The 20,413-nt window shown below is 47.8% G+C and carries 24 protein-coding genes and 1 other annotated feature; of the genes, 22 read left to right on the plus strand and 2 right to left on the minus strand.

Annotated elements, in window-relative coordinates; translation table 11 throughout:
- The first annotated feature begins 16 nt into the window (after positions 1–16).
- From holB to ASG16_RS01335, 7 genes are all read left to right on the plus strand, one after another.
- Positions 17–997 (plus strand): DNA polymerase III subunit delta', encoded by a 981-nt coding sequence (gene holB, locus ASG16_RS01305; RefSeq protein ID WP_056495967.1) that lies wholly within the window; start codon positions 17–19, stop codon positions 995–997.
- A gap of 3 nt (positions 998–1,000) precedes the next feature.
- A complete protein-coding gene (locus ASG16_RS01310) occupies positions 1,001–1,816 on the plus strand; it encodes a PSP1 domain-containing protein (RefSeq protein ID WP_048035555.1) in 816 nt (271 codons plus the stop codon).
- A 28-nt stretch (positions 1,817–1,844) separates the two neighbouring features.
- The gene (gene yabA, locus ASG16_RS01315; protein WP_012683858.1) at positions 1,845–2,216 is read left to right on the plus strand and encodes a DNA replication initiation control protein YabA; all 372 of its coding nucleotides are present in this window, start codon (positions 1,845–1,847) and stop codon (positions 2,214–2,216) included.
- Between the two features lie 108 nt (positions 2,217–2,324).
- Positions 2,325–3,092, plus strand: coding sequence for a tRNA1(Val) (adenine(37)-N6)-methyltransferase (locus ASG16_RS01320; RefSeq protein ID WP_048035556.1), 768 nt, complete (start codon positions 2,325–2,327; stop codon positions 3,090–3,092).
- Positions 3,067–3,342, plus strand: coding sequence for a GIY-YIG nuclease family protein (locus ASG16_RS01325; RefSeq protein WP_007719905.1), 276 nt, complete (start codon positions 3,067–3,069; stop codon positions 3,340–3,342). Before ASG16_RS01320 ends, ASG16_RS01325 begins: the two co-directional genes overlap by 26 nt.
- On the plus strand, positions 3,339–4,211 hold the full coding sequence (rsmI, locus tag ASG16_RS01330; protein ID WP_056495964.1) for a 16S rRNA (cytidine(1402)-2'-O)-methyltransferase: 873 nt from the start codon (positions 3,339–3,341) through the stop codon (positions 4,209–4,211). The genes ASG16_RS01325 and rsmI overlap by 4 nt, the downstream gene beginning before the upstream one ends.
- Positions 4,212–4,340: 129 nt before the next feature.
- A complete protein-coding gene (locus tag ASG16_RS01335; protein ID WP_241970668.1) occupies positions 4,341–4,694 on the plus strand; it encodes a hypothetical protein in 354 nt (117 codons plus the stop codon).
- 128 nt (positions 4,695–4,822) lie between these two features.
- Here ASG16_RS01335 and ASG16_RS01340 read toward each other — a convergent pair whose 3' ends face one another.
- A complete protein-coding gene (locus ASG16_RS01340; RefSeq protein WP_007719913.1) occupies positions 4,823–5,071 on the minus strand; it encodes an AbrB/MazE/SpoVT family DNA-binding domain-containing protein in 249 nt (82 codons plus the stop codon).
- Between the two features lie 444 nt (positions 5,072–5,515).
- Positions 5,516–5,771 (plus strand) — a binding site (T-box leader).
- Between the two features lie 58 nt (positions 5,772–5,829).
- Between ASG16_RS01340 and metG the strand changes: the two genes are divergently transcribed.
- The 11 genes from metG to spoVG all read left to right on the plus strand — a co-directional run bounded on the left by metG (position 5,830) and on the right by spoVG (position 15,364).
- Complete coding sequence (gene metG, locus ASG16_RS01350; RefSeq protein WP_056495958.1) at positions 5,830–7,857, plus strand: methionine--tRNA ligase; 2,028 nt, start codon at positions 5,830–5,832, stop codon at positions 7,855–7,857.
- Positions 7,858–7,884: 27 nt separating this feature from the next.
- Positions 7,885–8,655, plus strand: coding sequence for a TatD family hydrolase (locus ASG16_RS01355; protein WP_056495955.1), 771 nt, complete (start codon positions 7,885–7,887; stop codon positions 8,653–8,655).
- A gap of 360 nt (positions 8,656–9,015) precedes the next feature.
- Positions 9,016–10,113, plus strand: a complete 1,098-nt coding sequence (locus ASG16_RS01360; RefSeq protein ID WP_056495952.1) for a resuscitation-promoting factor — start codon at positions 9,016–9,018, stop codon at positions 10,111–10,113.
- A gap of 171 nt (positions 10,114–10,284) precedes the next feature.
- Positions 10,285–10,833: a ribonuclease M5 gene (rnmV, locus tag ASG16_RS01365; RefSeq protein WP_056496133.1), complete on the plus strand. Its 549-nt coding sequence runs from the start codon at positions 10,285–10,287 to the stop codon at positions 10,831–10,833.
- 3 nt (positions 10,834–10,836) lie between these two features.
- Entirely contained in the window at positions 10,837–11,730 is an 894-nt protein-coding gene (gene rsmA / locus ASG16_RS01370) for a 16S rRNA (adenine(1518)-N(6)/adenine(1519)-N(6))-dimethyltransferase RsmA (RefSeq protein ID WP_056495949.1), read from the plus strand.
- A 216-nt stretch (positions 11,731–11,946) separates the two neighbouring features.
- The gene (veg, locus tag ASG16_RS01375; protein ID WP_005830485.1) at positions 11,947–12,219 is read left to right on the plus strand and encodes a biofilm formation stimulator Veg; all 273 of its coding nucleotides are present in this window, start codon (positions 11,947–11,949) and stop codon (positions 12,217–12,219) included.
- A gap of 117 nt (positions 12,220–12,336) precedes the next feature.
- Positions 12,337–12,516, plus strand: a complete 180-nt coding sequence (locus ASG16_RS01380) for a small, acid-soluble spore protein, alpha/beta type (protein WP_048035564.1) — start codon at positions 12,337–12,339, stop codon at positions 12,514–12,516.
- A 215-nt stretch (positions 12,517–12,731) separates the two neighbouring features.
- On the plus strand, positions 12,732–13,610 hold the full coding sequence (gene ispE, locus ASG16_RS01385) for a 4-(cytidine 5'-diphospho)-2-C-methyl-D-erythritol kinase (protein WP_056495946.1): 879 nt from the start codon (positions 12,732–12,734) through the stop codon (positions 13,608–13,610).
- A 55-nt stretch (positions 13,611–13,665) separates the two neighbouring features.
- On the plus strand, positions 13,666–14,499 hold the full coding sequence (gene purR / locus ASG16_RS01390) for a pur operon repressor (RefSeq protein ID WP_007719934.1): 834 nt from the start codon (positions 13,666–13,668) through the stop codon (positions 14,497–14,499).
- Between the two features lie 6 nt (positions 14,500–14,505).
- Positions 14,506–14,886 (plus strand): RidA family protein, encoded by a 381-nt coding sequence (locus tag ASG16_RS01395; RefSeq protein ID WP_007719935.1) that lies wholly within the window; start codon positions 14,506–14,508, stop codon positions 14,884–14,886.
- Positions 14,887–15,076: 190 nt separating this feature from the next.
- Positions 15,077–15,364, plus strand: a complete 288-nt coding sequence (gene spoVG / locus ASG16_RS01400) for a septation regulator SpoVG (RefSeq protein ID WP_007719936.1) — start codon at positions 15,077–15,079, stop codon at positions 15,362–15,364.
- 48 nt (positions 15,365–15,412) lie between these two features.
- On the opposite strand, the gene ASG16_RS01405 is transcribed toward spoVG, so the two are convergent.
- Positions 15,413–16,429, minus strand: coding sequence for a CobW family GTP-binding protein (locus ASG16_RS01405; protein ID WP_056495942.1), 1,017 nt, complete (start codon positions 16,427–16,429; stop codon positions 15,413–15,415).
- A gap of 195 nt (positions 16,430–16,624) precedes the next feature.
- Between ASG16_RS01405 and glmU the strand changes: the two genes are divergently transcribed.
- The 4 genes from glmU to pth all read left to right on the plus strand — a co-directional run bounded on the left by glmU (position 16,625) and on the right by pth (position 20,359).
- On the plus strand, positions 16,625–18,010 hold the full coding sequence (glmU, locus tag ASG16_RS01410) for a bifunctional UDP-N-acetylglucosamine diphosphorylase/glucosamine-1-phosphate N-acetyltransferase GlmU (RefSeq protein ID WP_056495939.1): 1,386 nt from the start codon (positions 16,625–16,627) through the stop codon (positions 18,008–18,010).
- A 21-nt stretch (positions 18,011–18,031) separates the two neighbouring features.
- Positions 18,032–18,982 carry a ribose-phosphate diphosphokinase gene (locus tag ASG16_RS01415; RefSeq protein ID WP_007726399.1) on the plus strand — a complete coding sequence of 317 codons (951 nt, stop codon included), beginning with the start codon at positions 18,032–18,034 and terminating at the stop codon, positions 18,980–18,982.
- Positions 18,983–19,074: 92 nt separating this feature from the next.
- On the plus strand, positions 19,075–19,683 hold the full coding sequence (locus tag ASG16_RS01420) for a 50S ribosomal protein L25 (protein WP_056495936.1): 609 nt from the start codon (positions 19,075–19,077) through the stop codon (positions 19,681–19,683).
- 106 nt (positions 19,684–19,789) lie between these two features.
- Positions 19,790–20,359, plus strand: a complete 570-nt coding sequence (gene pth / locus ASG16_RS01425) for an aminoacyl-tRNA hydrolase (protein ID WP_056495933.1) — start codon at positions 19,790–19,792, stop codon at positions 20,357–20,359.
- The last annotated feature ends 54 nt before the right edge of the window (positions 20,360–20,413 follow it).

Raw genomic sequence — 20,413 nt, forward strand, 5'->3', positions numbered from 1 at the left:
TAGGTGTGAAACCATCATGACATGGACCCGTTTTTCTCAGCAGCCACGAGCACAGGAACTGCTGTATCATAGTTTGCGCAACGAACGATTGGCACACGCCTACTTGCTGGCGGGTCCCAAAGGTTCAGGTAAAAAGCAGATGGCCCTGCATCTGGCGAAGTCCCTTTTTTGTACGGAAAGGGAGGCAGACGCCTGCGGGGCCTGTGTTACATGCAGGCGCATAGAGGGTGGCAATCACCCGGATGTGTTGTTTATTACGCCTGATGGGGCTTCGATTAAAATCGACCAGATCCGTTCGCTGCAAAAAGAAATGGCGATGCGCGCCGTCGAGTCGTCACGCAAGGTATATATCATCGAGCACGTCGATAAAATGACGACACAGGCTGCCAACAGTCTGCTCAAGTTTCTGGAGGAACCGCCCGCTGGTGTACTGGCACTGCTTTTGACAGAGCACAGCCATGCGATTCTTCCTACGATTTTATCTCGATGCCAAATCGTTCAATTTTCACCACTTTCTGCAGAATCGATTGCGGAAAAGTTGCGTGCAGAGGGCGTTTTGGCGGGAATGGCGCAGGTTGCTTCCCACATTACGACAAATGTGGAAGAAGCCATGACACTCAGCCAATCAGAATCGTTTGCACAGCTAAGAAATCTAGTGATACAATTGGTGCAGGAGTGCAAACAGCGCAATTCATCTGCACTCTTAACGATCCATGATATGTTGCAAAAGAGCGACAAAAGTAAAGAGGAACTACCCCTCTTTTTAGATTTGCTCATCCTTTGGCTGCGCGATATCCTGTATTTGCAAGTAGGCAGGCATGCCCATCTCATTAACAGCGACCAACAGGATGTGCTGCAAGGACAAGCACTGGTATGGACAAAAGCTGAGCTCTTGCGTGGGATAGATTTGGTCATGGAGACGAAAAATCGGATAGAGCGAAATGCCAACGCACAGTTGGCTCTTGAGCGGTTGGTTCTTCAATTCCAGGAGGGATAACCCTTGTACGAGGTTGTTGGGGTCCGCTTTAAGAAAGCGGGCAAAATATATTACTTCGACCCTGACCGACTGCCGATTGAGCAAGACTGCACCGTCATCGTTGAGACGGCGCGAGGGGTCGAGTTTGGCAAGGTCGTCATTGGCAAAAAAGAAGTGGCTGAGTCTGATGTCGTATTGCCGCTGAAAAAGGTCATTCGGATGGCAGACGAGCGAGATGCAAAACAGGTGGATGAAAACAAGCAAGCCGCCAAGAATGCTTTTGCTGTATGTCAGACGAAGATCAAAGAGCATAAGCTCGATATGAAGCTGGTCGATGTGGAATACACGTTTGACCGCAACAAGATTATCTTTTATTTTACTGCTGACGGCAGGGTTGATTTCCGTGAGCTGGTAAAAGACCTCGCCTCCGTATTCCGTACCCGGATTGAGCTTCGCCAGATTGGTGTACGTGACGAAGCCAAAATGCTCGGCGGGATCGGGCCTTGTGGCAGGTTGCTTTGCTGTTCGACGTTCCTCGGCGATTTCGAGCCTGTCTCGATCAAAATGGCCAAGGACCAAAATCTTTCGTTGAATCCAGCCAAAATCTCTGGTCTGTGCGGCCGGTTGATGTGCTGTTTAAAATACGAGAACGACAACTATGAAAGCTCGAAGGATGAGATGCCAGATGTTGGCAAAATGGTCAACACCCCGATGGGGAATGGACGAGTCGTTTCCGTAAACGTACTTGACCAATCTGTCCAAGTAGAGCTTTCAATCGACAAACGTGTCACCGAATTCGGATTGGATGAGATTGCGATAGGTCTCCCCACCTTTGAATAAAGCGTGGGGGTAGGGGAGAGGTGAGCTAGTGGACAAACGGGAAATCTTCGTCAAGATGGCGAGCATTGAAGAACGTATTGGTGACCTTTATAAAGAAATTGGTGAACTGAAAGACGTCATCGTTGTTTTGATGGAGGAAAACGCCCAATTACTCGTTGAAAACCAGCACCTTCGCAACCGACTAGACAGGAAGAAGACCGGCTCCCAAGCAAAACAAAAGGGAACAAGCCCTGTCGCGAAGGAAAAAGCCAAAAAGGCAGTGGTCGGGGAAGGATATGACAACCTCGCCCGTTTGTACGCGGAAGGATTTCATATCTGCAATGTGCATTTCGGCAGCCTGCGAAAAGAAGGGGATTGCCTGTTCTGTCTCTCATTCCTGAGCGGCGGCCCTCAAAAATAAGCGGTGAGTAACCAGCACCACATGAAAAAGCGACCTGGGCCACGTGTCAGGTCGCTTTTTTCCGGATAGGAATAATAAGACAAGAACAAAAGGGAGTACGAGCCGTAGATGGAACCTGTCACCAACGTGCCGCTTTACGAAACAGAGCGCATCGATGATTTATTGACGCATGAAATGAAAATAATCCAGAGCCACGAAGTGTTTTGCTTTTCGATGGACGCGGTTCTTTTGGCACGATTCGCATCGGTGCCAAAGCGCGGAAAAGTATTGGATATGTGCACGGGCAATGGAGCAATACCGCTCATTATGACCACCCGTACGCCAGAAGCCAGTTTTGATGGAATCGAAATTCAAGAGCGTTTGTTCAGCATGGCGAGCCGCAATGTGACATTGAATGGCTTGAACGAACGAATTACGATGCATCATGGCGATGTGAAGGATGCGGTGTCTTTGTTTGGGCACGGGAATTTTGATTTGATCACGTGCAATCCGCCGTATATGCCTGCGACCAGTGGGGAGAAAAACATCAGCGAGCACTTTGCGATCGCCCGTCATGAGATTATGCTGTCCTTGGAGGATGTCATTCGCGTGGGGAGTCAGTTGCTAAAAACCGGCGGAAAGCTGGCGCTCGTGCATCGATCCACACGTTTGATCGACATCATTTCGCTTATGCGCCAATATGGCATCGAGCCGAAACGGATGCGTCTGGTTTATCCGCGTAGGGAAGCAGAGCCGAATATGGTTCTGATCGAGGGAATAAGGGGTGGAAAGCCGGAGCTGAGAATTCAGCCACCGCTGATTGTGTATGAAAATGGAGAGCAATACTGTGAAGAACTACAGGAAATCTATTATGGCAGACGAGATTCCCTCGAGTAAGAGTCACTATGTCTACATCCTCTCTTGTGCGGATGGGACACTCTACACCGGATATACGACAGAGCTGATCCGCCGCTTGGCTGCTCATAATGAAGGAAAAGGTGCCAAGTATACAAGAGGTCGAGGGCCAGTGGAGCTGCTTTATTGGGAAGAAGGAGCAGACCGTTCCTGGGGTCTCAAGCGTGAAGAGAGCATCAAACGATTAACGCGCAAGAAAAAAGAAGAATTGATTGGAGGGGCCTCCGAATGAATGTGCAACGCAGTTTTGCGTCAGAAGAAGCAGGAGTCCTTTATTTGGTGGCTACACCCATTGGCAATCTCGATGATATGACGGTGCGGTGTCTAAATACGTTGCGTGAAGTCGATGTCATTGCGTGTGAAGATACGCGCCAGACGAGAAAGCTGCTAAATCATTTTCAAATCGAAAAACGTACGGTCAGCTATCACGAGCATAATAAGGAAGCAAGTGGAAATGGGTTGTTGCAGTGGCTTGCAGAGGGTAAGAAGATCGCCTTGGTAAGCGACGCTGGCTTGCCGGCGATTTCCGACCCGGGTGCGGAGCTGGTTCGAGATGCGACCGCAGCGGGATTTTCTGTCATCCCCGTTCCAGGTGCCAATGCGGCGTTGACAGCTTTGATTGCTTCCGGTCTTCCTACTGATCGCTTCCTATTTTGCGGATTTATGGGACGCGAAAACAAAGAAAGACGCGAAGAGCTGGAACGACTGAAGCGATATCCAGAAACGCTGATTTTTTATGAAGCTCCCCATCGAGTGGAAAAGACGCTTGCTGCCATGCGGGAAGCGTGGGGGAATCGGCGAGCTGTCTTGGCAAGAGAACTGACAAAACGCTACGAGGAATTTGTACGTGGGACGTTGGAAGAGCTGCTGGAATGGCTCAGAAGCGGCGAGGTGCGCGGTGAGTTTTGTGTCATTGTCGAAGGGAACACCGGACCGCTGGAAGCGGAAGTCGATGATACCTGGTGGCAATCGCTGAGTATCGTGGAGCACGTGGATCATTACTGCGCACAAGGCATGGGGAAAAAGGAAGCCATCAAGCAAGCAGCCGATGATCGAAACGTATCCAAACGAGATGTTTACAATGAGTATCATCGTGAATAGAGGGTAATGAGTGAGCAAAGCTGGCCGATACGGTCGGCTTTTTCTTTTCGTCATGTCGACAGGGTACGTGAATACGATGGTAAGGGGCGCTGAGGGTGTTTTCGGAAGGAATGGAAGGAGCGATCAGCAGTGAGTATTCGTGATTCTCGTTTTATTGTGAATACAGATGAAAAAGACGATCACTTCATATTTACGCTGCCGGTTACATGGAACAGTAGACCGTACGAATATGCCTGGGCCAAACAGTTTGCCACTCCGAATGACGTTGTGCTTGATTCGGCATGCGGGATATGCCACCCATTCAAATTTTATTTGGCCGATCATTGTCGAGAAGTACACGCTTGTGATCTCGATAATCGGATACTGTCTAAGGAAGCGATCTATCAGGATATTGTGGACGTATTTGGGAGAAGGGTAGCTAGAGCGACTTCAGCAAGTTTTGACCGAGGTTGGACTACAGTTTTCTGGCGATGTATCCTTTGAAATGCCGGCAGATGTGGTCTATTCTGATTTGTATGCGCCCAGGCTGTTCTTCTTCCGAGCGCTGTTGAAGAAAAAATAGCCTTCGTGGGGCTCGTCCCACAAAGGCATGTTTATGTAATCAAATGATATTAGCGTTTAACAGGCATTTCTGTCAGGCAATCTTGGCACACGATTTTACCTTTAAAATGAGATACTTTGTCAGCGTTTCCACAGAAGATACAAGCAGGCTCATACTTTTTCAGGATGATGCGCTCTCCGTCAACGTAGATTTCCAAAGCATCTTTCTCAGCGATACCCAGAGTGCGGCGCAATTCGATTGGAATAACAACACGACCCAATTCATCTACTTTGCGAACGATACCGGTTGATTTCATCATAGTTAAAATCTCCTCCCAAAATCTGTATATGTCGATGCTATTGTTATACACTCATCATTTATCGTCAATATTCGACATTTTCTGTTGGGATAATCATACCAGCCATTCCCAAAGGTGTCAACATGATTTTGACAATTCCTTGAAAAGCAAAATGTTTTTTCAAAACGAAAATGCTGTTAAACCAGTGTTTCTCAAAGTGTTGGAAGTGATCTGGAAATTTTTATGGATAAAATTTACTGGAAGAATTGGGTGTCGAATTAGTCGACGAATGTCGAAACCCAACATGGCGATTCGACAAAAACTCCAAGTTTTCTCTTTTCTTCTTGTATTTTGTAAAGTTGGTGTGAAGCGAGCAATAAAATTCCTCGGGAAAATGAGCTTGCCGAGGATGTTTACAAAACAGGTTGGTCGTGTACAATAGAGGATAAATACAGCAATGGATAGCAAACGACCATGATGGGAAGAGTAAGCCGATCCTCCTTATTTCAGAGAACCGGGGTAGCTGAGAACCGGTATAAGTGAGCAAGCTGAACATGGACCCTGAGTCTTGCAGATGAACAGTGACGGCATTGACCGAGACCTAGTAGTTTGTGACGTAAGCCCACGTTACGGGTAGAGTCATGTTTTGACTCACCAAGTCCGTTTTCCGTGAGGGAACGGAGTATTTGGGTGGTACCGCGAGATAGAGCTCGCCCCAATTTTTTTGGGGTGGGCTTTTCCTTATTTTAATAAACGTAAACAGGAGGGGAATAGTTGCAATGAAACCTACTTATTACATCACAACACCGATCTACTATCCAAGTAACAAACTCCACATTGGTAACGCCTACACCACAATCGCGTGTGATGCTATGGCTCGTTATAAGCGTTTGCGCGGCTATGATGTGTATTACCTGACAGGGACAGATGAGCATGGTCAAAAGCTCCAAGAGCGTGCAGCCGAAGATGGCAAACAACCGCTCGAATTCATCGACCCGATTGTCGATTGGGTAAAGGACCTGTGGCAAAAGCTGGACATCTCATACGACGATTTCATCCGTACTACAGAGCCTCGTCATAAAGAAGTCGTACAAAAAGTGTTCCAGCGCCTGCTCGACCAAGGCGATATTTATTTGGGCGAGTACGAGGGCTTCTACTGTGTACCTTGCGAGGCTTTCTGGACAGAAACCCAAGCGAAAACAGACAACGGATATGCTTGCCCAGACTGTGGTCGCGAAGTGAAAAAAGTGAAGGAGAAAAACTACTTCTTCCGCATGTCCAAGTACCAAGACAGACTGCTTGCGCACATCGAGGCAAACCCTGAATTTATTCAACCAGAGAGCCGCCGCAACGAAATGATTAACAACTTCCTGAAGCCAGGCCTCCAGGATTTGTCCGTATCCCGCAGTACATTTGACTGGGGTATCAAGGTACCGAGCGATCCAGAGCACGTCATTTACGTATGGATTGATGCATTGACGAACTATATTTCTGCTCTCGGCTATTTGTCCGAGGACGACAGCAAATACCGTAACTTCTGGCCGGCCAATGTTCACATGGTTGGAAAAGACATTTTGCGTTTCCATACGATCTACTGGCCAATCCTGTTGATGGCACTGGATATCCCGTTGCCAAAACAAATTTTTGGTCATGGCTGGCTTCTGATGCCGGATGGAAAAATGTCAAAATCCAAGGGCAATGTCATTGACCCGAAGGTTTTGATCGACCGTTACGGTTCTGACGGCGTTCGCTACTTCCTGCTTCGTGAAATCAACTTCGGTCAGGATGGCATCTTCACGCCAGAATCGTTCGTACAACGCCTGAACTACGACTTGGCTAATGACATCGGAAACCTGCTGAGCCGTACCGCTACGATGATTGAGAAATATTTCGACGGTATTGTTCCAGCTCCACAGGATGCAGGAGAGCCGGATGACAGCTTAATTGGCCTCGCGATGAAAACGAAGGAGCTGGTGGAAGAGCACATGGAAGAAATGCGCTTCTCCAATGCACTGGCTCACATCTGGGAGCTGGTGGGACGTACAAACAAATACATCGACGAGACCATGCCTTGGAATCTGGCAAAATCCGAAGAAACCAAAGGTCGTCTGGCAACTGTCATGTACAATTTGGTGGAAAGCATCCGCATTAGCTCCGTGCTGATCCAACCGTTCATGACCAAAGCACCAGCGAAAATTTGGGATCAACTAGGTATTTTGGGCAATGAAGAAGCAACCAACTGGGAATCTGCAAGTGTATGGGGGGGATTGCCTGCTGGAAGCACCGTTAGCCGCAAGGAACTGCTCTTCCCTCGTCTGGATGTTCAAGCGGAATTGGCTTTCATCGACGATTCGACAGCAGAAGCACGTCGCCAAGCGGAGGAAAACAAGAAAAAGCAAGCAGCTTTGAAAGGGGAAGCACCTGTGAGTGAAACAAATACCAACCAAACAGAAGAAGCAACTGACAAACCGGCTGATGCAAAAGAGGAAATCAGCATCGACGATTTTGGAAAAGTAGAGTTACGCGTCGCACAGGTAGTGGAATGTGCCAAGCATCCAAATGCTGACAAACTGTTGGTTCTGCAATTGGATCTCGGCTACGAGAAGCGCCAGGTTGTTTCTGGTATCGCGAAATACTACTCCCCGGAAGATATGGTCGGCAAAAAAGTGATCCTCGTCGCTAACCTGAAGCCAGTGAAGCTTCGCGGTGAGCTGTCTCAAGGGATGATCCTGGCAGCATCAGCAGGAGATCAGTTGACACTTGCGACTGTTGACCCAAGTATGCCAAACGGAGCAATCGTAAAGTAACGAGGGCAAGGAAAGGAAGGACCCATCTTGTTATTTGAAACCCATGCTCATCTAAATGCGAAGGAATTCGATGAAGATCGTGCAGAGGTCATTGCTCGTGCGCAAGAAAATGGCGTCAGTACGATTGTGAACATCGGATTTAACGCTGAGACAATTCCAACCTGCATGGATTTGGCTCATGCGTATGACTTTATTTACGCCGTCATCGGTTGGCATCCACAAGACGCCAAGGACATGACAGACGAACACCTAGAATGGATCGAGGAACTCAGTCGTGATCCGAAAGTAGTGGGATTGGGAGAAATGGGCTTGGACTACTACTGGGATACGTCGCCACGTGATGTGCAGGCAGAGGTATTCCGCAAGCAGATTCGTCTGGCTCGCAAGCTCGACATGCCGATCATCATCCACAATCGCGATGCGCACCATGACGTTCTGACGATCCTCAAGGAAGAGAAGGCAGCAGATGTTGGCGGCATCATGCACTGCTTCTCTGGCAGTTGGGAAACAGCGAAGCAGGCACTCGATATGAATTTTTATATTTCGTTCGGTGGTCCGCTTACATTCAAAAATGCCAAGCAGCCAAAAGAAGTAGCAGCGAAGGTACCGCTAGACAAGCTGTTGATAGAGACAGATTGCCCATATCTCACTCCGCATCCTTTCCGTGGAAAGCGAAATGAGAGTGGATATGTGCGTTACGTCTGTGAAGAAATGGCGAACATTCATGGGTTGTCTTATGAGCAAATGGCACAAATTACCGCAGACAACGCCAGACGTCTTTTTCGCATGAACGGTTAATAAAAACGGGAAATCACGATTCATCACGTGATTTCCCGTTTTTTTTTGTGTGAAGTAACCGGGTTCTACTCTATTTTGTCGACGCATACGATGAACAATGTGTCGAACGATTATTGTCCATCCGACATGGCTTCTCGACAGGTTTCTGCTACCATTCGCCACGCCTATTTTGCTAGTCTGATACCATTATCGTTTCAGCCAAGAGGGAGGGTAAATTTGACAAAGCCGGGAAAGTGAAATACAATCAAAGCCGACCTTGTGAAGTACCGGCCACTTCCAGAATATTAGTGCAATTACATCGACCCTTACCTGGCTAGACAAGAAGAGCCTTGCGCTTTTCTAGGAAAAGGAGTGTGGGAAATGGAGTTACGCGCGATATGGGAAAGGTATAAGAATCGGGGGCTAGTCATGTTTGGCTGCCTTGCTCTTGTGCTCGTTCCCATGATTGGCTATTTCTCTGCCCAGGCTACTCAGCCAAAACAGGTCACTTTTTCGTTGGACGGAGAAAGCAAGACGGTCGCTACAAAAGCCAAGACCGTTGAGCAGTTCTTAACCGAGCGGAACATTACGGTAACGGAAAAGGATTCCCTTCAACCGACACCTGAGACGCAGCTAAAAGACGGAGCACTCATTACTTTATATACGACCTGGTCCATACCAATCCAGGTTGACGGGCAGAAAAAAACGATAGAGACACTTAGTCGTGATGTTGCTGGTGCGTTGAAGGACGGCGGCATCGTGCTAGGTGAGAAGGACCGGGTAGAACCGGCATTGACCGCTACACTTACCAAGGACTCCTCGATCAGCGTAAAGCGGGTTGTTGAGAAAATGGTAAAAGTCGATGAGCGAGTCAACTTTCAAGAAATACGCAAAAATGATCCAGCGCTGGAAAAAGGTAAGACCCGCGTATTACAGAGCGGGCAAGAAGGTAAGGCAATTGCACACTATAAGCTAGTCATGGAAGATGGAAAAGAAGTCTCCCGTGATCTGGTCAAAAGAGATGTACTTGTACCGAAGAAAGATAATGTCGTAGCCGTGGGTACCGCAATCCCAACGTTGCAGAAAAAGGGTCAACCAGATCGGGTCCTGGTTGCTTCAGCAGCGGGTCCGGTCTCGCGTGGTGGAAAAGTGTTTAGGCCGAAAAAAGTACTGAACGGGGTTACCCTGACTGCATATACTCCTTCGGGAGGTGGCAAACACCCAAGCTCTCCAGGATATGGACGCACATCGACAGGGGTAAAAGCCAAGGCAGGTCACACAATCGCTGTAGATCCTAAAGTCATTCCGTATGGATGGTGGGTGTACATTGAAGGTGTTGGGTATCGTCGAGCTGAAGATACGGGTGGTGCCATGAAAGGTGGCAAAATCGACGTATTCGTAGGCACGGAATCCGAGGCGAGGAAATTCGGTCGCAAGCGAAACAAAACTGTATATATCATTGGACCACAGAAGCCTTAGGACAGGAGCGATTGCTCCTGTTCTTCTGTTTCCTCCATGGTTATTGTGATAAGCTGTTTGTTAGTTAGACGATCCTGTTTTACCAAATGTTACATGTATTTTTTGCTTTGGGTACGGTTTTTTTTGGAACACTAGTATTGTACCGACTTTGTACGAAAGTGGGAGCACATGATGAAGATCAAGGAAGTCATCGTGGTCGAAGGACGAGACGATACCGCAGCAATCAAACATGCGGTTAATGCCGATACGATTGAAACTGGCGGTTCTGCCATTCATAAAAGAACGATTGAAAAAATCAGGCTGGCGCAACAAAAACGCGGTGTTATTATTTTTACAGACCCCGATTATCAAGGGGAGCGCATCCGAAAAATTATCAGCAAGTCAGTTCCAGGCTGCAAGCACGCATTTATTACCCAGGAGGACGGGACCAAAAAGGGCGACATCGGCGTTGAGAACGCGACACCTGACGTGATTATTCGTGCGCTCTCAGAAGTACGTACCGAAATGGCGGAAACGGCTGGAGAGATTACCTCTGACGATCTGTTGGCAAATGGCCTGACGTCCGGAGTAGATGCCAAAGAACGCAGAATTAAGCTGGGAGAAGCATTGGGGATCGGATACGCCAACGCCAAGCAAATGCTGCAGCGGCTCAATGCCTTCCAAATCAGTCGAGCAGAATTCGAAGCGGCCATTGCGGCCATCAACAAAGAGAGGGAGTAAGCCATGACCCAAATAGCGGGCAAGGATATTGCCACACCTACGCGCACAAAAGAAATATTGGAGAAGTACGGCTTTGCTTTTAAGAAGAGTTTGGGCCAGAACTTCCTGATAGACACCAATATTTTACATAACATTGTTTCAGAGGCAGACCTTACCAAGGAAAAGGGAGCGATTGAAATCGGGCCCGGTATCGGTGCGCTGACGGAGCAGTTGGGACGAGTAGCCAAAAAAGTGATGGCGATCGAAATCGACCAGCGTCTTCTGCCTATTTTGCAGGACACGCTGTCACCCTATGAAAATATTGAAGTCGTTCATGGGGACGTACTGGAGCTGGATTTGAAGAAGTTAATAGAAGAAAAGATGACAGGAGTGGAAAAGCTGAGCGTAGTGGCGAATCTGCCTTACTATGTGACGACACCGATCCTGATGAAGCTGCTGGAAGAGAGATTGCCTCTCGAGAACATTGTGGTCATGATTCAAAAGGAAGTGGCAGAGAGAATTGCAGCCAAACCAGGAACGAAAGACTATGGCTCTCTTTCAGTCGCAGCTCAATTCTATGCAGACACAGAAGTAGCGATGATAGTGCCTGCAAGTGTGTTCATTCCGCGTCCGAATGTAGACTCGGCAGTGATTCGCTTAAAGGTAAGAGATCGTCCGCCAGTGGAAGTAGACGACCAGGATGTGTTTTTCCGGGTGGTACGCAGCTCGTTTGCACAGCGCCGTAAGACGTTGTTGAACAACCTAATGAACGGACTGTTTCCTAAAACCCAAAAGGATGAAGTAATACAGATGCTCACTGACATCGGGATCGATCCAACCCGGCGTGGTGAAACACTCAGTTTGGACGAATTTGCTCGCCTAGCGAACGAAGGTATGCGCCGCGGACTGATTACGTAAATCGAGTAGACAACCCCCTTATTTTTGGGCGTGATCCCCCAAGAATGGGGGTTTTTGCGTGTTTATGCCCTTTATGCATAAGATTTGACAAATATCTACGTTTTTTATGAAAAAAACCCCGTTGACAAAATATCTGCAGGGTTGCTATAATTTTTTATTTCTTTGACAAAATATAAGTGAGCTGTTATAATAGATGTAAGCGAGGTGGATGGAACAATGGCAAGAAACGCGTTACTTGACATTAAACGCAGTTTAGACGGACACATTGGTGAGCGCATCCTGCTGAAGGCTAATGGCGGTCGCCGCAAAACCGTTGAACGTAGTGGCATCCTCGAAGAAACTTACCCATCTGTGTTTGTGGTAAAGCTGGATGACGACCAACTCTTTGAGAGGGTATCTTACAGCTATGCTGACATCTTGACGGAAACAGTAGAATTGACGGTGTGCCGCGAAAACGAGCACATCCGCATCACATTTGTACAACAGTAGAGCCCTTTTGGGTTCTACTGTTTTGTTTTTTATATCGAAAAGCTCTGAACATTTGGTTGAGGCAATAAAAAGAACGGTATGGAGCACACTAAGCCTGTCAACGAGAAGGAGGGTGCTATGGGTCGCAAACGAGGACTGATGTCAGAGCAGTTTAAGATGGAACTGGCCAAAGAGCTTGGGTTTTACGATACGGTAAAAGCCGAGGGTTGGGGAGGCATCACGACACGGGACGCGGGTAACATGGTCAAGCGCGCTGTTCAGCTTGCTGAGGAAGCATTAGCCGCTAAGCGATTGTAGCGTTTGGTTTGATCGTACGGACGTTTCTCACCATATAAACACTCGTTGACAAGGCCGGGGCATCCCCGGCTTTTTTCTATAAAGAGAGCTGAATTTTCGAAATACCCATAATGATCTCGATCCTATTCTTTTTAATTGATCAAGTGGCATGGGTGAGTTTGCCTATGCTACAATAAGAGACTAGGAAATTTAGAAAGTAGGCAGAGGTGAACTACGTGCGTATCTCGGTCAAAGCTCCGGCCAAAATTAATTTGACTCTCGACGTGCTTGCCAAACGGCCGGACGGTTATCACGAAGTAGAAATGGTGATGACAACCGTAGACTTGGCAGATCGTGTGGACATGACTCTACGCGAAGATGGTGAGATTACGCTGGACTGTTCTGCCAGCTTCGTACCAGATGATATCCGTAACCACGCATATAAAGCGGCAACGCTCATGAAAGAAAAATTTCAAGTACGCCAGGGCGTACACTTGTATATCGACAAGCAAATTCCGGTTGCGGCTGGATTGGCAGGTGGCAGCAGTGATGCAGCGGCAACACTGCGCGGCTTGAACCAATTGTGGAATCTCGGGTTGACCAGAGATGAGCTGGCTAAAATCGGCGCGGAGATTGGCTCTGATGTGCCATTTTGCGTTTATGGAGGAACAGCACTGGCGACGGGGCGTGGCGAACAGATTGCGCATCTGGGAGCTCCTGCATCGTGCTGGGTCATTTTAGCCAAGCCGCCTATCGGAGTATCTACCCCGGATGTATACGGAAACCTGCGTGTGGCTCAGATCGATAATCATCCCGATACCAAACAAATGCTGCAAGCCATCGCTACCCAAGACTTTTCACTCATGTGCCAATCTCTTGGGAATGTGCTGGAGAACGTCACGCTCTCGCTCCATCCACAAGTAAAACAGATCAAGGATCTCATGATCGCTTCGGGGGCAGATGGTGTCCTAATGTCTGGCAGCGGCCCTACTGTGTTTGCTCTTGTGCAAAAGGAAGCGAAGGTACATCGGATTTACAACGCGTTGCGAGGTTTTGTCAAAGATGTGTTTGTTGTCCGAATGTTAGGCGCTCAAGATGGGGAAATACTTGCATAAACCCGTATGGAAATGATACATTAACAGCATAATATTCGGTTTTGGAGGAAGAGCCATGAAGAAATTGCGCAGAAGTGCACGTCTGGTTGACATGACGCAGCACTTGCTCGCCCATCCCCATACGCTGACTCCTCTCACTCTGTTCGCGGAACAATACGGCGCAGCGAAATCATCCATCAGTGAAGACTTGTCTATCATCAAAGAGGCTTTTGAAGTCCAAGGGGTAGGCTTGTTGAAAACGGTGGCGGGAGCGGCAGGCGGAGTGAAGTATATTCCACAGGTCAAAACGGAAGAGGCCCTTCACTTCATGCGCGAACTGATCGGTCAACTCGCTAATCCAGAGAGACTTTTGCCAGGTGGATACTTGTACATGTCCGACATTCTCGGAAATCCACAAACGATGGCGAAGATCGGAAAGCTCTTTGCAACCGCTTATGCGGATAAAAATGTGGATGTCGTCATGACGGTGGAAACAAAGGGGATTCCACTTGCGTATGCGACGGCTATGTTTTTGAATGTGCCTGTTGTGATTGTGCGCCGTGACAACAAGGTGACGGAAGGTTCAGTAGTGAGCATTAACTATGTATCGGGTTCCAGTAAACGAATTCAAACCATGTCACTCGCTCGCCGCGGTTTGGCCGAGCAGTCTCGTGTCCTCATTGTGGACGACTTTATGAAAGCTGGCGGGACATTGCGGGGCATGATTGATCTGTTGCAGGAATTCCGTGCAACCGTAGTAGGATGCGGCGTACTGGTAGAAACGACGGCGGATGTTTCTGAGCGTTTGGTAGATGAGTATGTATCGCTTGCAAAACTTCAGGATGTAGACTTCAAGGGCAAGCAAATCGAAATAGAGCTGGGCAGTTTTTTTGAAAATAGAGGGGAGTAGATAAGTATGGCAATCTCTTTTGTTTCAACTGACAAGGCTCCTGCCGCTATTGGTCCTTACAGCCAAGCTGCGAAGGTAGGTCCATTTCTTTTTGCATCGGGTCAAATTCCGCTGCGTGCAGACGGCACTTTGGTAGAAGGTGACGTCGTGGAGCAAACCCATCAGGTTTTTTCCAACATTCAAGCGGTACTGGCAGAAGCCGGTGGCAACCTGACGAACGTAGTGAAGGCGACTGTATTCATCAAGGATATGAATGATTTTGGTCAACTGAACGAAGTGTACGGCCAATATTTTGGCGATCACAAGCCAGCTCGTTCCACTGTAGAAGTGGCACGTCTGCCGCGTGATGTAAAAGTCGAAATCGAAATCGTAGCTTATATCGAATAGAAAAAAATGGAAAACAGCCTGATGCCACGCGCATTGGGCTGTTTTTGTACTTGCGGAAAATGTTTCCAAAAAATGACATATAAACATATTTATATATTTTTTCAAAAATTGCATAATGATAAGCAGGAATATTTACCCAGCGGGTGGAAATAATCCTAAACGCGTTACATAGATAAAGGGAGTGAACTAGATGGAAGTAACAGACGTAAGACTTCGCCGAGTGAATACGGATGGTAGGATGAAAGCGATTGCATCCATTACAATCGACCATGAATTTGTGGTTCATGATATCCGTGTCATTGACGGAAACAATGGTATGTTTGTAGCTATGCCGAGCAAGCGTACACCAGATGGGGAATTCCGTGATATTGCACATCCGATTTCTTCAACTACCCGTGAAAAAATTCAGGCAGCAGTACTCACAGAATACGACCGCGTAGGTCAAGAGGAAGAAAGCACTATCGAAGCTGGTGCTTAAAAACACACAAAGCACCCTGTCACTTGCGGCAGGGTGCTTCGGCGTCCGTTAACCATAACATTTTTTTAGATCGTTTAAAATAATTTCTCGGTCCATTCCTTCCCCGATGAAGACAGCTACCATTTTCGGTCCGAAATTTTCAAAAGGGAACAATAGCACCTGATTATCGGTATGCTGAAACGAGATCAGCTCGGGCTTTCCGTGGAACTGGACGTAGCCTTTTGCTCGATAGACGTTTTTGGGGAGATCGTATAGAAAGTCCTCGAATTTTTTCGCGTCTACGGGTCCGGTGAATACATAGGAAAACGTTTCGATACTATTGTAGAGAGAGGGTTGGCTTGTTTTTAGGCCAAGGGATTGCTTGAGCCTGTCCATCGTGGACATTCGGCCGATGCTCTTCTGTACGGCAATGGGGCGGTTTGTCTCGTTGTCTGGCGACCGCTCATGAACGGTGCGTTTGACAGACAAAAGCCGGGAGACTTCTATTTCAGCCTGAACAGTAGCGTGTATGGATGCAGTTGGATTGATTTCACTGAGCTTTTGACGAACCCGCTCTATGACATCAGGACTGGTCAAATCGGTTTTGTTCAACAGAAGCAGGTCTGCGTAACGCACTTGGTTTCGAATCGTTTTGACCAGAGTGGAAGTCGAGGAAAATCGTGAGTTGAGGTCCAGAAAACGAGAGGCGTCGACAACACTAATGGTCCCTTTTAACTCCAGTCGATCATACAGCTCTGGATGGGTAATCGTATCGATGACATCAAGTGGATCGGCTACGCCAGTAGTCTCGATGAGGATTCGATCTGGCGCAATGGCGTTCATAATATCTTTCAAGCCCTCCGTCAGCTCGCCCTTGATCGAGCAGCATATGCAGCCATCGAGCATTTTTTTGACAGGAAAGCCGAAGCCTTGCAATTGTTCCCCGTCAATATCCTCCTCCCCCATTTCATTCATCAAGACGACTACTTTCTGGTCTGTGATGCGCAAATGAGTCAGCCATTTTTGTAAAAGGGTGGTTTTTCCGCTTCCTAAATACCCAGTCAGCAAGTATACCTCTGCGCTCATCTTATCCTACCTCCTTCAAATAACCCCTTTCGCCCAACAATATATCACATTTTTATCAGAAAATTAAATGTTGTCTGCCATGTGTCTAACTACTGGCAATGCAAGGAATCAGGGATAATCCTGTATCGATTGTCTTGAAATTCACATATGAATTAGGATATAGTCATTGTGGAACTTCTACGATGGAGGGTTGACATGTCTAAGATCCATGCCGTGGTTCTGGCTGCTGGTCAGGGTACGCGGATGAAATCGAAGCTGTATAAAGTCCTGCACCCTGTGTGCGGAAAGCCTATGGTTCAGCATGTAGTCGATACGATGGCGTCCATGCAGGTTCAGGATATCGTTGTCGTCGTAGGTCATGGTGCTGACGCTGTCCGTGCCAAGCTAGGCGAGGACGTCACTTATGCACTGCAAGAAGAACAGTTGGGAACGGCACATGCCGTTTCGCAGGCAGCGCCGTTTTTACAGGATAAAGAAGGAACTACGTTTCTTTTATATGGAGACGTTCCCCTCTTGTCAGCGACTACGTTGTCGGCCTTGCTGACCTATCACGAGGAGCAGCAAGCGGCTGCAACTGTATTAACCGCCGTATTACCTGATGCAACAGGTTATGGGCGTATCGTGCGCAATGAGGCGGGCGAAGTATTGCGAATCGTGGAACATAAGGACGCTACGGAAGCGGAACGGGCGATCAGAGAAATTAATACGGGCATATACTGCTATGACAACCGAAAATTATGGAAAGCCTTGGCGGAAGTGAAAAATGACAACGCACAAGGCGAATACTATGTAACAGACGTTGTCGGTATTTTGCGTGATGCAGGTGAAAAGGTAGTTGCATACGAAGCGATTGATCCAGAGGAAACAATGGGTGTGAACGATCGTGTACAGCTATCGGAAGCAGAAGCCTACATGAAAAAACGTATTATGACTGGTCACATGCGAAATGGTGTGACAATCATTGATCCAGCTTCTACGTACATCGAAACTGATGTGAAGATTGAGGCAGATACCGTGATCCACCCAGGCTCTTTCCTGCGTGGACAAACAACCGTTGGAGCTGATTGTGTAATCGGCCCCCAAGCGGACCTGACGAATGTGGAAGTAGCGAGTGGCGTGACCATTTCTTACTCAGTGATGGTTGATTCGAGTGTGGAAAGCGACTCATCTGTAGGGCCATTTGCTTATGTTCGACCAGGATCACAGATTGGAAGCAATGCCAAAATCGGTGATTTCGTGGAATTGAAAAATGCGAAAATTGGTGACGGTACGAAGGTTCCTCATCTCAGCTATGTAGGAGATGCGGAGATCGGAGACGGAGTCAACATTGGCTGTGGAACGATTACCGTCAACTACGATGGCGCAGTGAAGCATAAAACAACAGTAAAAGATGGAGCATTCATCGGATGCAACAGCAATCTGGTTGCGCCTGTTACAGTTGGACAAAATGCTTATGTAGCTGCAGGATCGACCATTAATCAAGATGTGCCAGATAATGCGCTTGCGATCGCACGTGAGCGTCAAGTAAATAAAATCGATTACGCGAACAAAATGCCTCGCAAGGGCAAAAAGCAATCATAACGGGAGGTTCTTGAGAAGATCATGGCTAACTACCGCGACCCAAAACTGAAGGTATTTACGTGCAACGCAAACCCGGAACTGGCAAAAGAAATCGCCGAACACATCGGTGTACCACTCGGAAACGCACAAGTAGTGCGCTTTAGTGATGGCGAATGCCAACTCAAACTCAATGAAAGCGTTCGCGGTTGTGACGTATTTGTCATTCAGCCAACATCTGCTCCCGTTAATGAGCATCTGATGGAGCTTTTGGTCATGGTCGATGCATTGAAACGCGCTTCGGCTAAGAGTATTAACGTAGTCATTCCTTACTACGGTTACGCTCGTCAAGATCGTAAAGCACGTGCACGTGATCCAATCACGGCCAAGCTGGTTGCAAACCTGATCGAGACTGCAGGTGCACAACGTGTGATTACGATGGATCTGCACGCAACACAAATCCAAGGCTTCTTCGATATTCCAGTGGATCATCTGTTGGGTGTGCCTATCTTGGGTAAACACTTCTCTGAAAAAGGTCTGAAAGATATCGTTGTCGTATCCCCAGACCACGGTGGAGTAACCCGTGCTCGTAAATTGGCAGAACGTCTGGAAGCGCCTATTGCCATTATTGACAAACGTCGCCCAGAACCAAACGTAGCCGAGGTAATGAACATTGTAGGTAACATCGAAGGCAAAACAGCGATCATCATCGACGATATTATCGATACCGCTGGAACGATCACACTGGCTGCAAGTGCACTGGTAGAAGCAGGCGCGCGTGAAGTATATGCATGCTGCACGCACCCGGTTCTGTCCGGGCCTGCTATCGAGCGTATTGCTAACTCGAAGATCAAGGAACTGATTGTGACCAACTCGATCCCGCTGACCGAAGAACAAATTATCGATAAGATTACCGTTCTTTCTGTAGCGCCAATCATTGGTGAAGCAATCATTCGTGTTCACGAAGAGCTTTCCGTAAGCAAATTGTTCGATTAAAATACCAATCCCCCTATTCGGGGATTGAACTAAACCTCCGATGGACAAGCTAGAGAGGAAACTTTTACTAGCTGTCCGAAGGAGGTTTTTTTGTGGAACAATTACAGGCACAGTCTCGTGAAAAAAAGACAGGTAATGCTGTAAAGGTACTGCGCAAGGAAGGTTGGATTCCTGGTATTATGTACGGCAGCGAAGTGGGCAATCAGCCGATTCAGCTCAAAGGAAGAGAGCTGGATGCTGCCCTGCGTCACCAGACGACGAACAAGCCATTCCGGTTGAATGTAGACGGGGACACGCACGATGTCATGGTTTATGAGCTGCAACGGCATCCTTTGCAGGGGAACATTTTGCATGCAGATTTTAAGAAGATCAATATGAATGAAAAAATACACACGTCCGTTCCTGTCCTCATGACAGGAGATCCAGAGCTGGGTGTGGCTACCCTTATCCGCCACAGTGTGGAAGTGACGTGCTTGCCAGGTAATATACCAGAATCGTTCCTGGTAGATGTCGACGGGTTCAATATCGGCGATGTCGTTTTGGTGGCGGATCTGACGGTCCCACCAGGAGTGGAGCTGGGGCTTGATTCCACGGAAGTGCTGATCAGTGTCTTGCCGGTTAAGGCCAAGTCCGAAGAATCGATTGATGCGGAGCAAGAAGCAGAAGCAGTGGCCGAAAAAGCAGGAACCGCTAACGAATAAAATCACGGCATGAAAAAGAAAGGGCGAGGTGATTTCATCTCTGCCCTTTTCCTTTTGTTCACGTGACCATTCGAGTACAATGGGAAGAGAGTAGGAGGGAATAAGCGTGAAAGTCATAATTGGATTGGGTAATCCAGGCAAAAAATATGAAGACACCAGACATAATGCTGGCTTTATGGCCATAGATAAGATTAGCGACAAATGGGGAATTCCTGTTACGCAAAACAAATTTCGTGCACTCGTGGGCGAAGGCCGAATCGAAGGCGAGAAGGTACTGCTGGTGAAGCCGCAGACGTACATGAATCTCTCCGGTGAATCCGTAGCGGAAGTCCTCAAGTTTTACAAGCTGATTCCGGACGATCTCGTCGTCATCTACGACGATCTTGATTTGCCGACTGGACATCTTCGTCTGCGAGAAAAAGGCAGCGCTGGTGGGCACAACGGCATCAAGTCGATGATTCAGCATTTGGGCACACAGGAGTTTAAACGAATCAAGGTCGGAATCAGTCGTCCTGAACCAGGGCGTAGCGTCAGCGACTATGTTTTGAATACGTTTCCAGTGGCGGAAAGATCCGACATTCAAGAAGCAGTGAGCTTGGCTGCTGATGCATGCGCCATGTGGACAAGAGAGTCGTTTTTAAAGGTCATGAACCATTACAACAGCTTGAAGAAGTAGTATGATTTCCCACCCAATCGTCCATACTAACCGATAGGAACAGTATGGGGGTGG

It is taken from the genome of Brevibacillus sp. Leaf182, assembly GCF_001423865.2.
In the GTDB taxonomy this organism is placed as follows: Bacteria; Bacillota; Bacilli; order Brevibacillales; family Brevibacillaceae; genus Brevibacillus; species Brevibacillus brevis_C.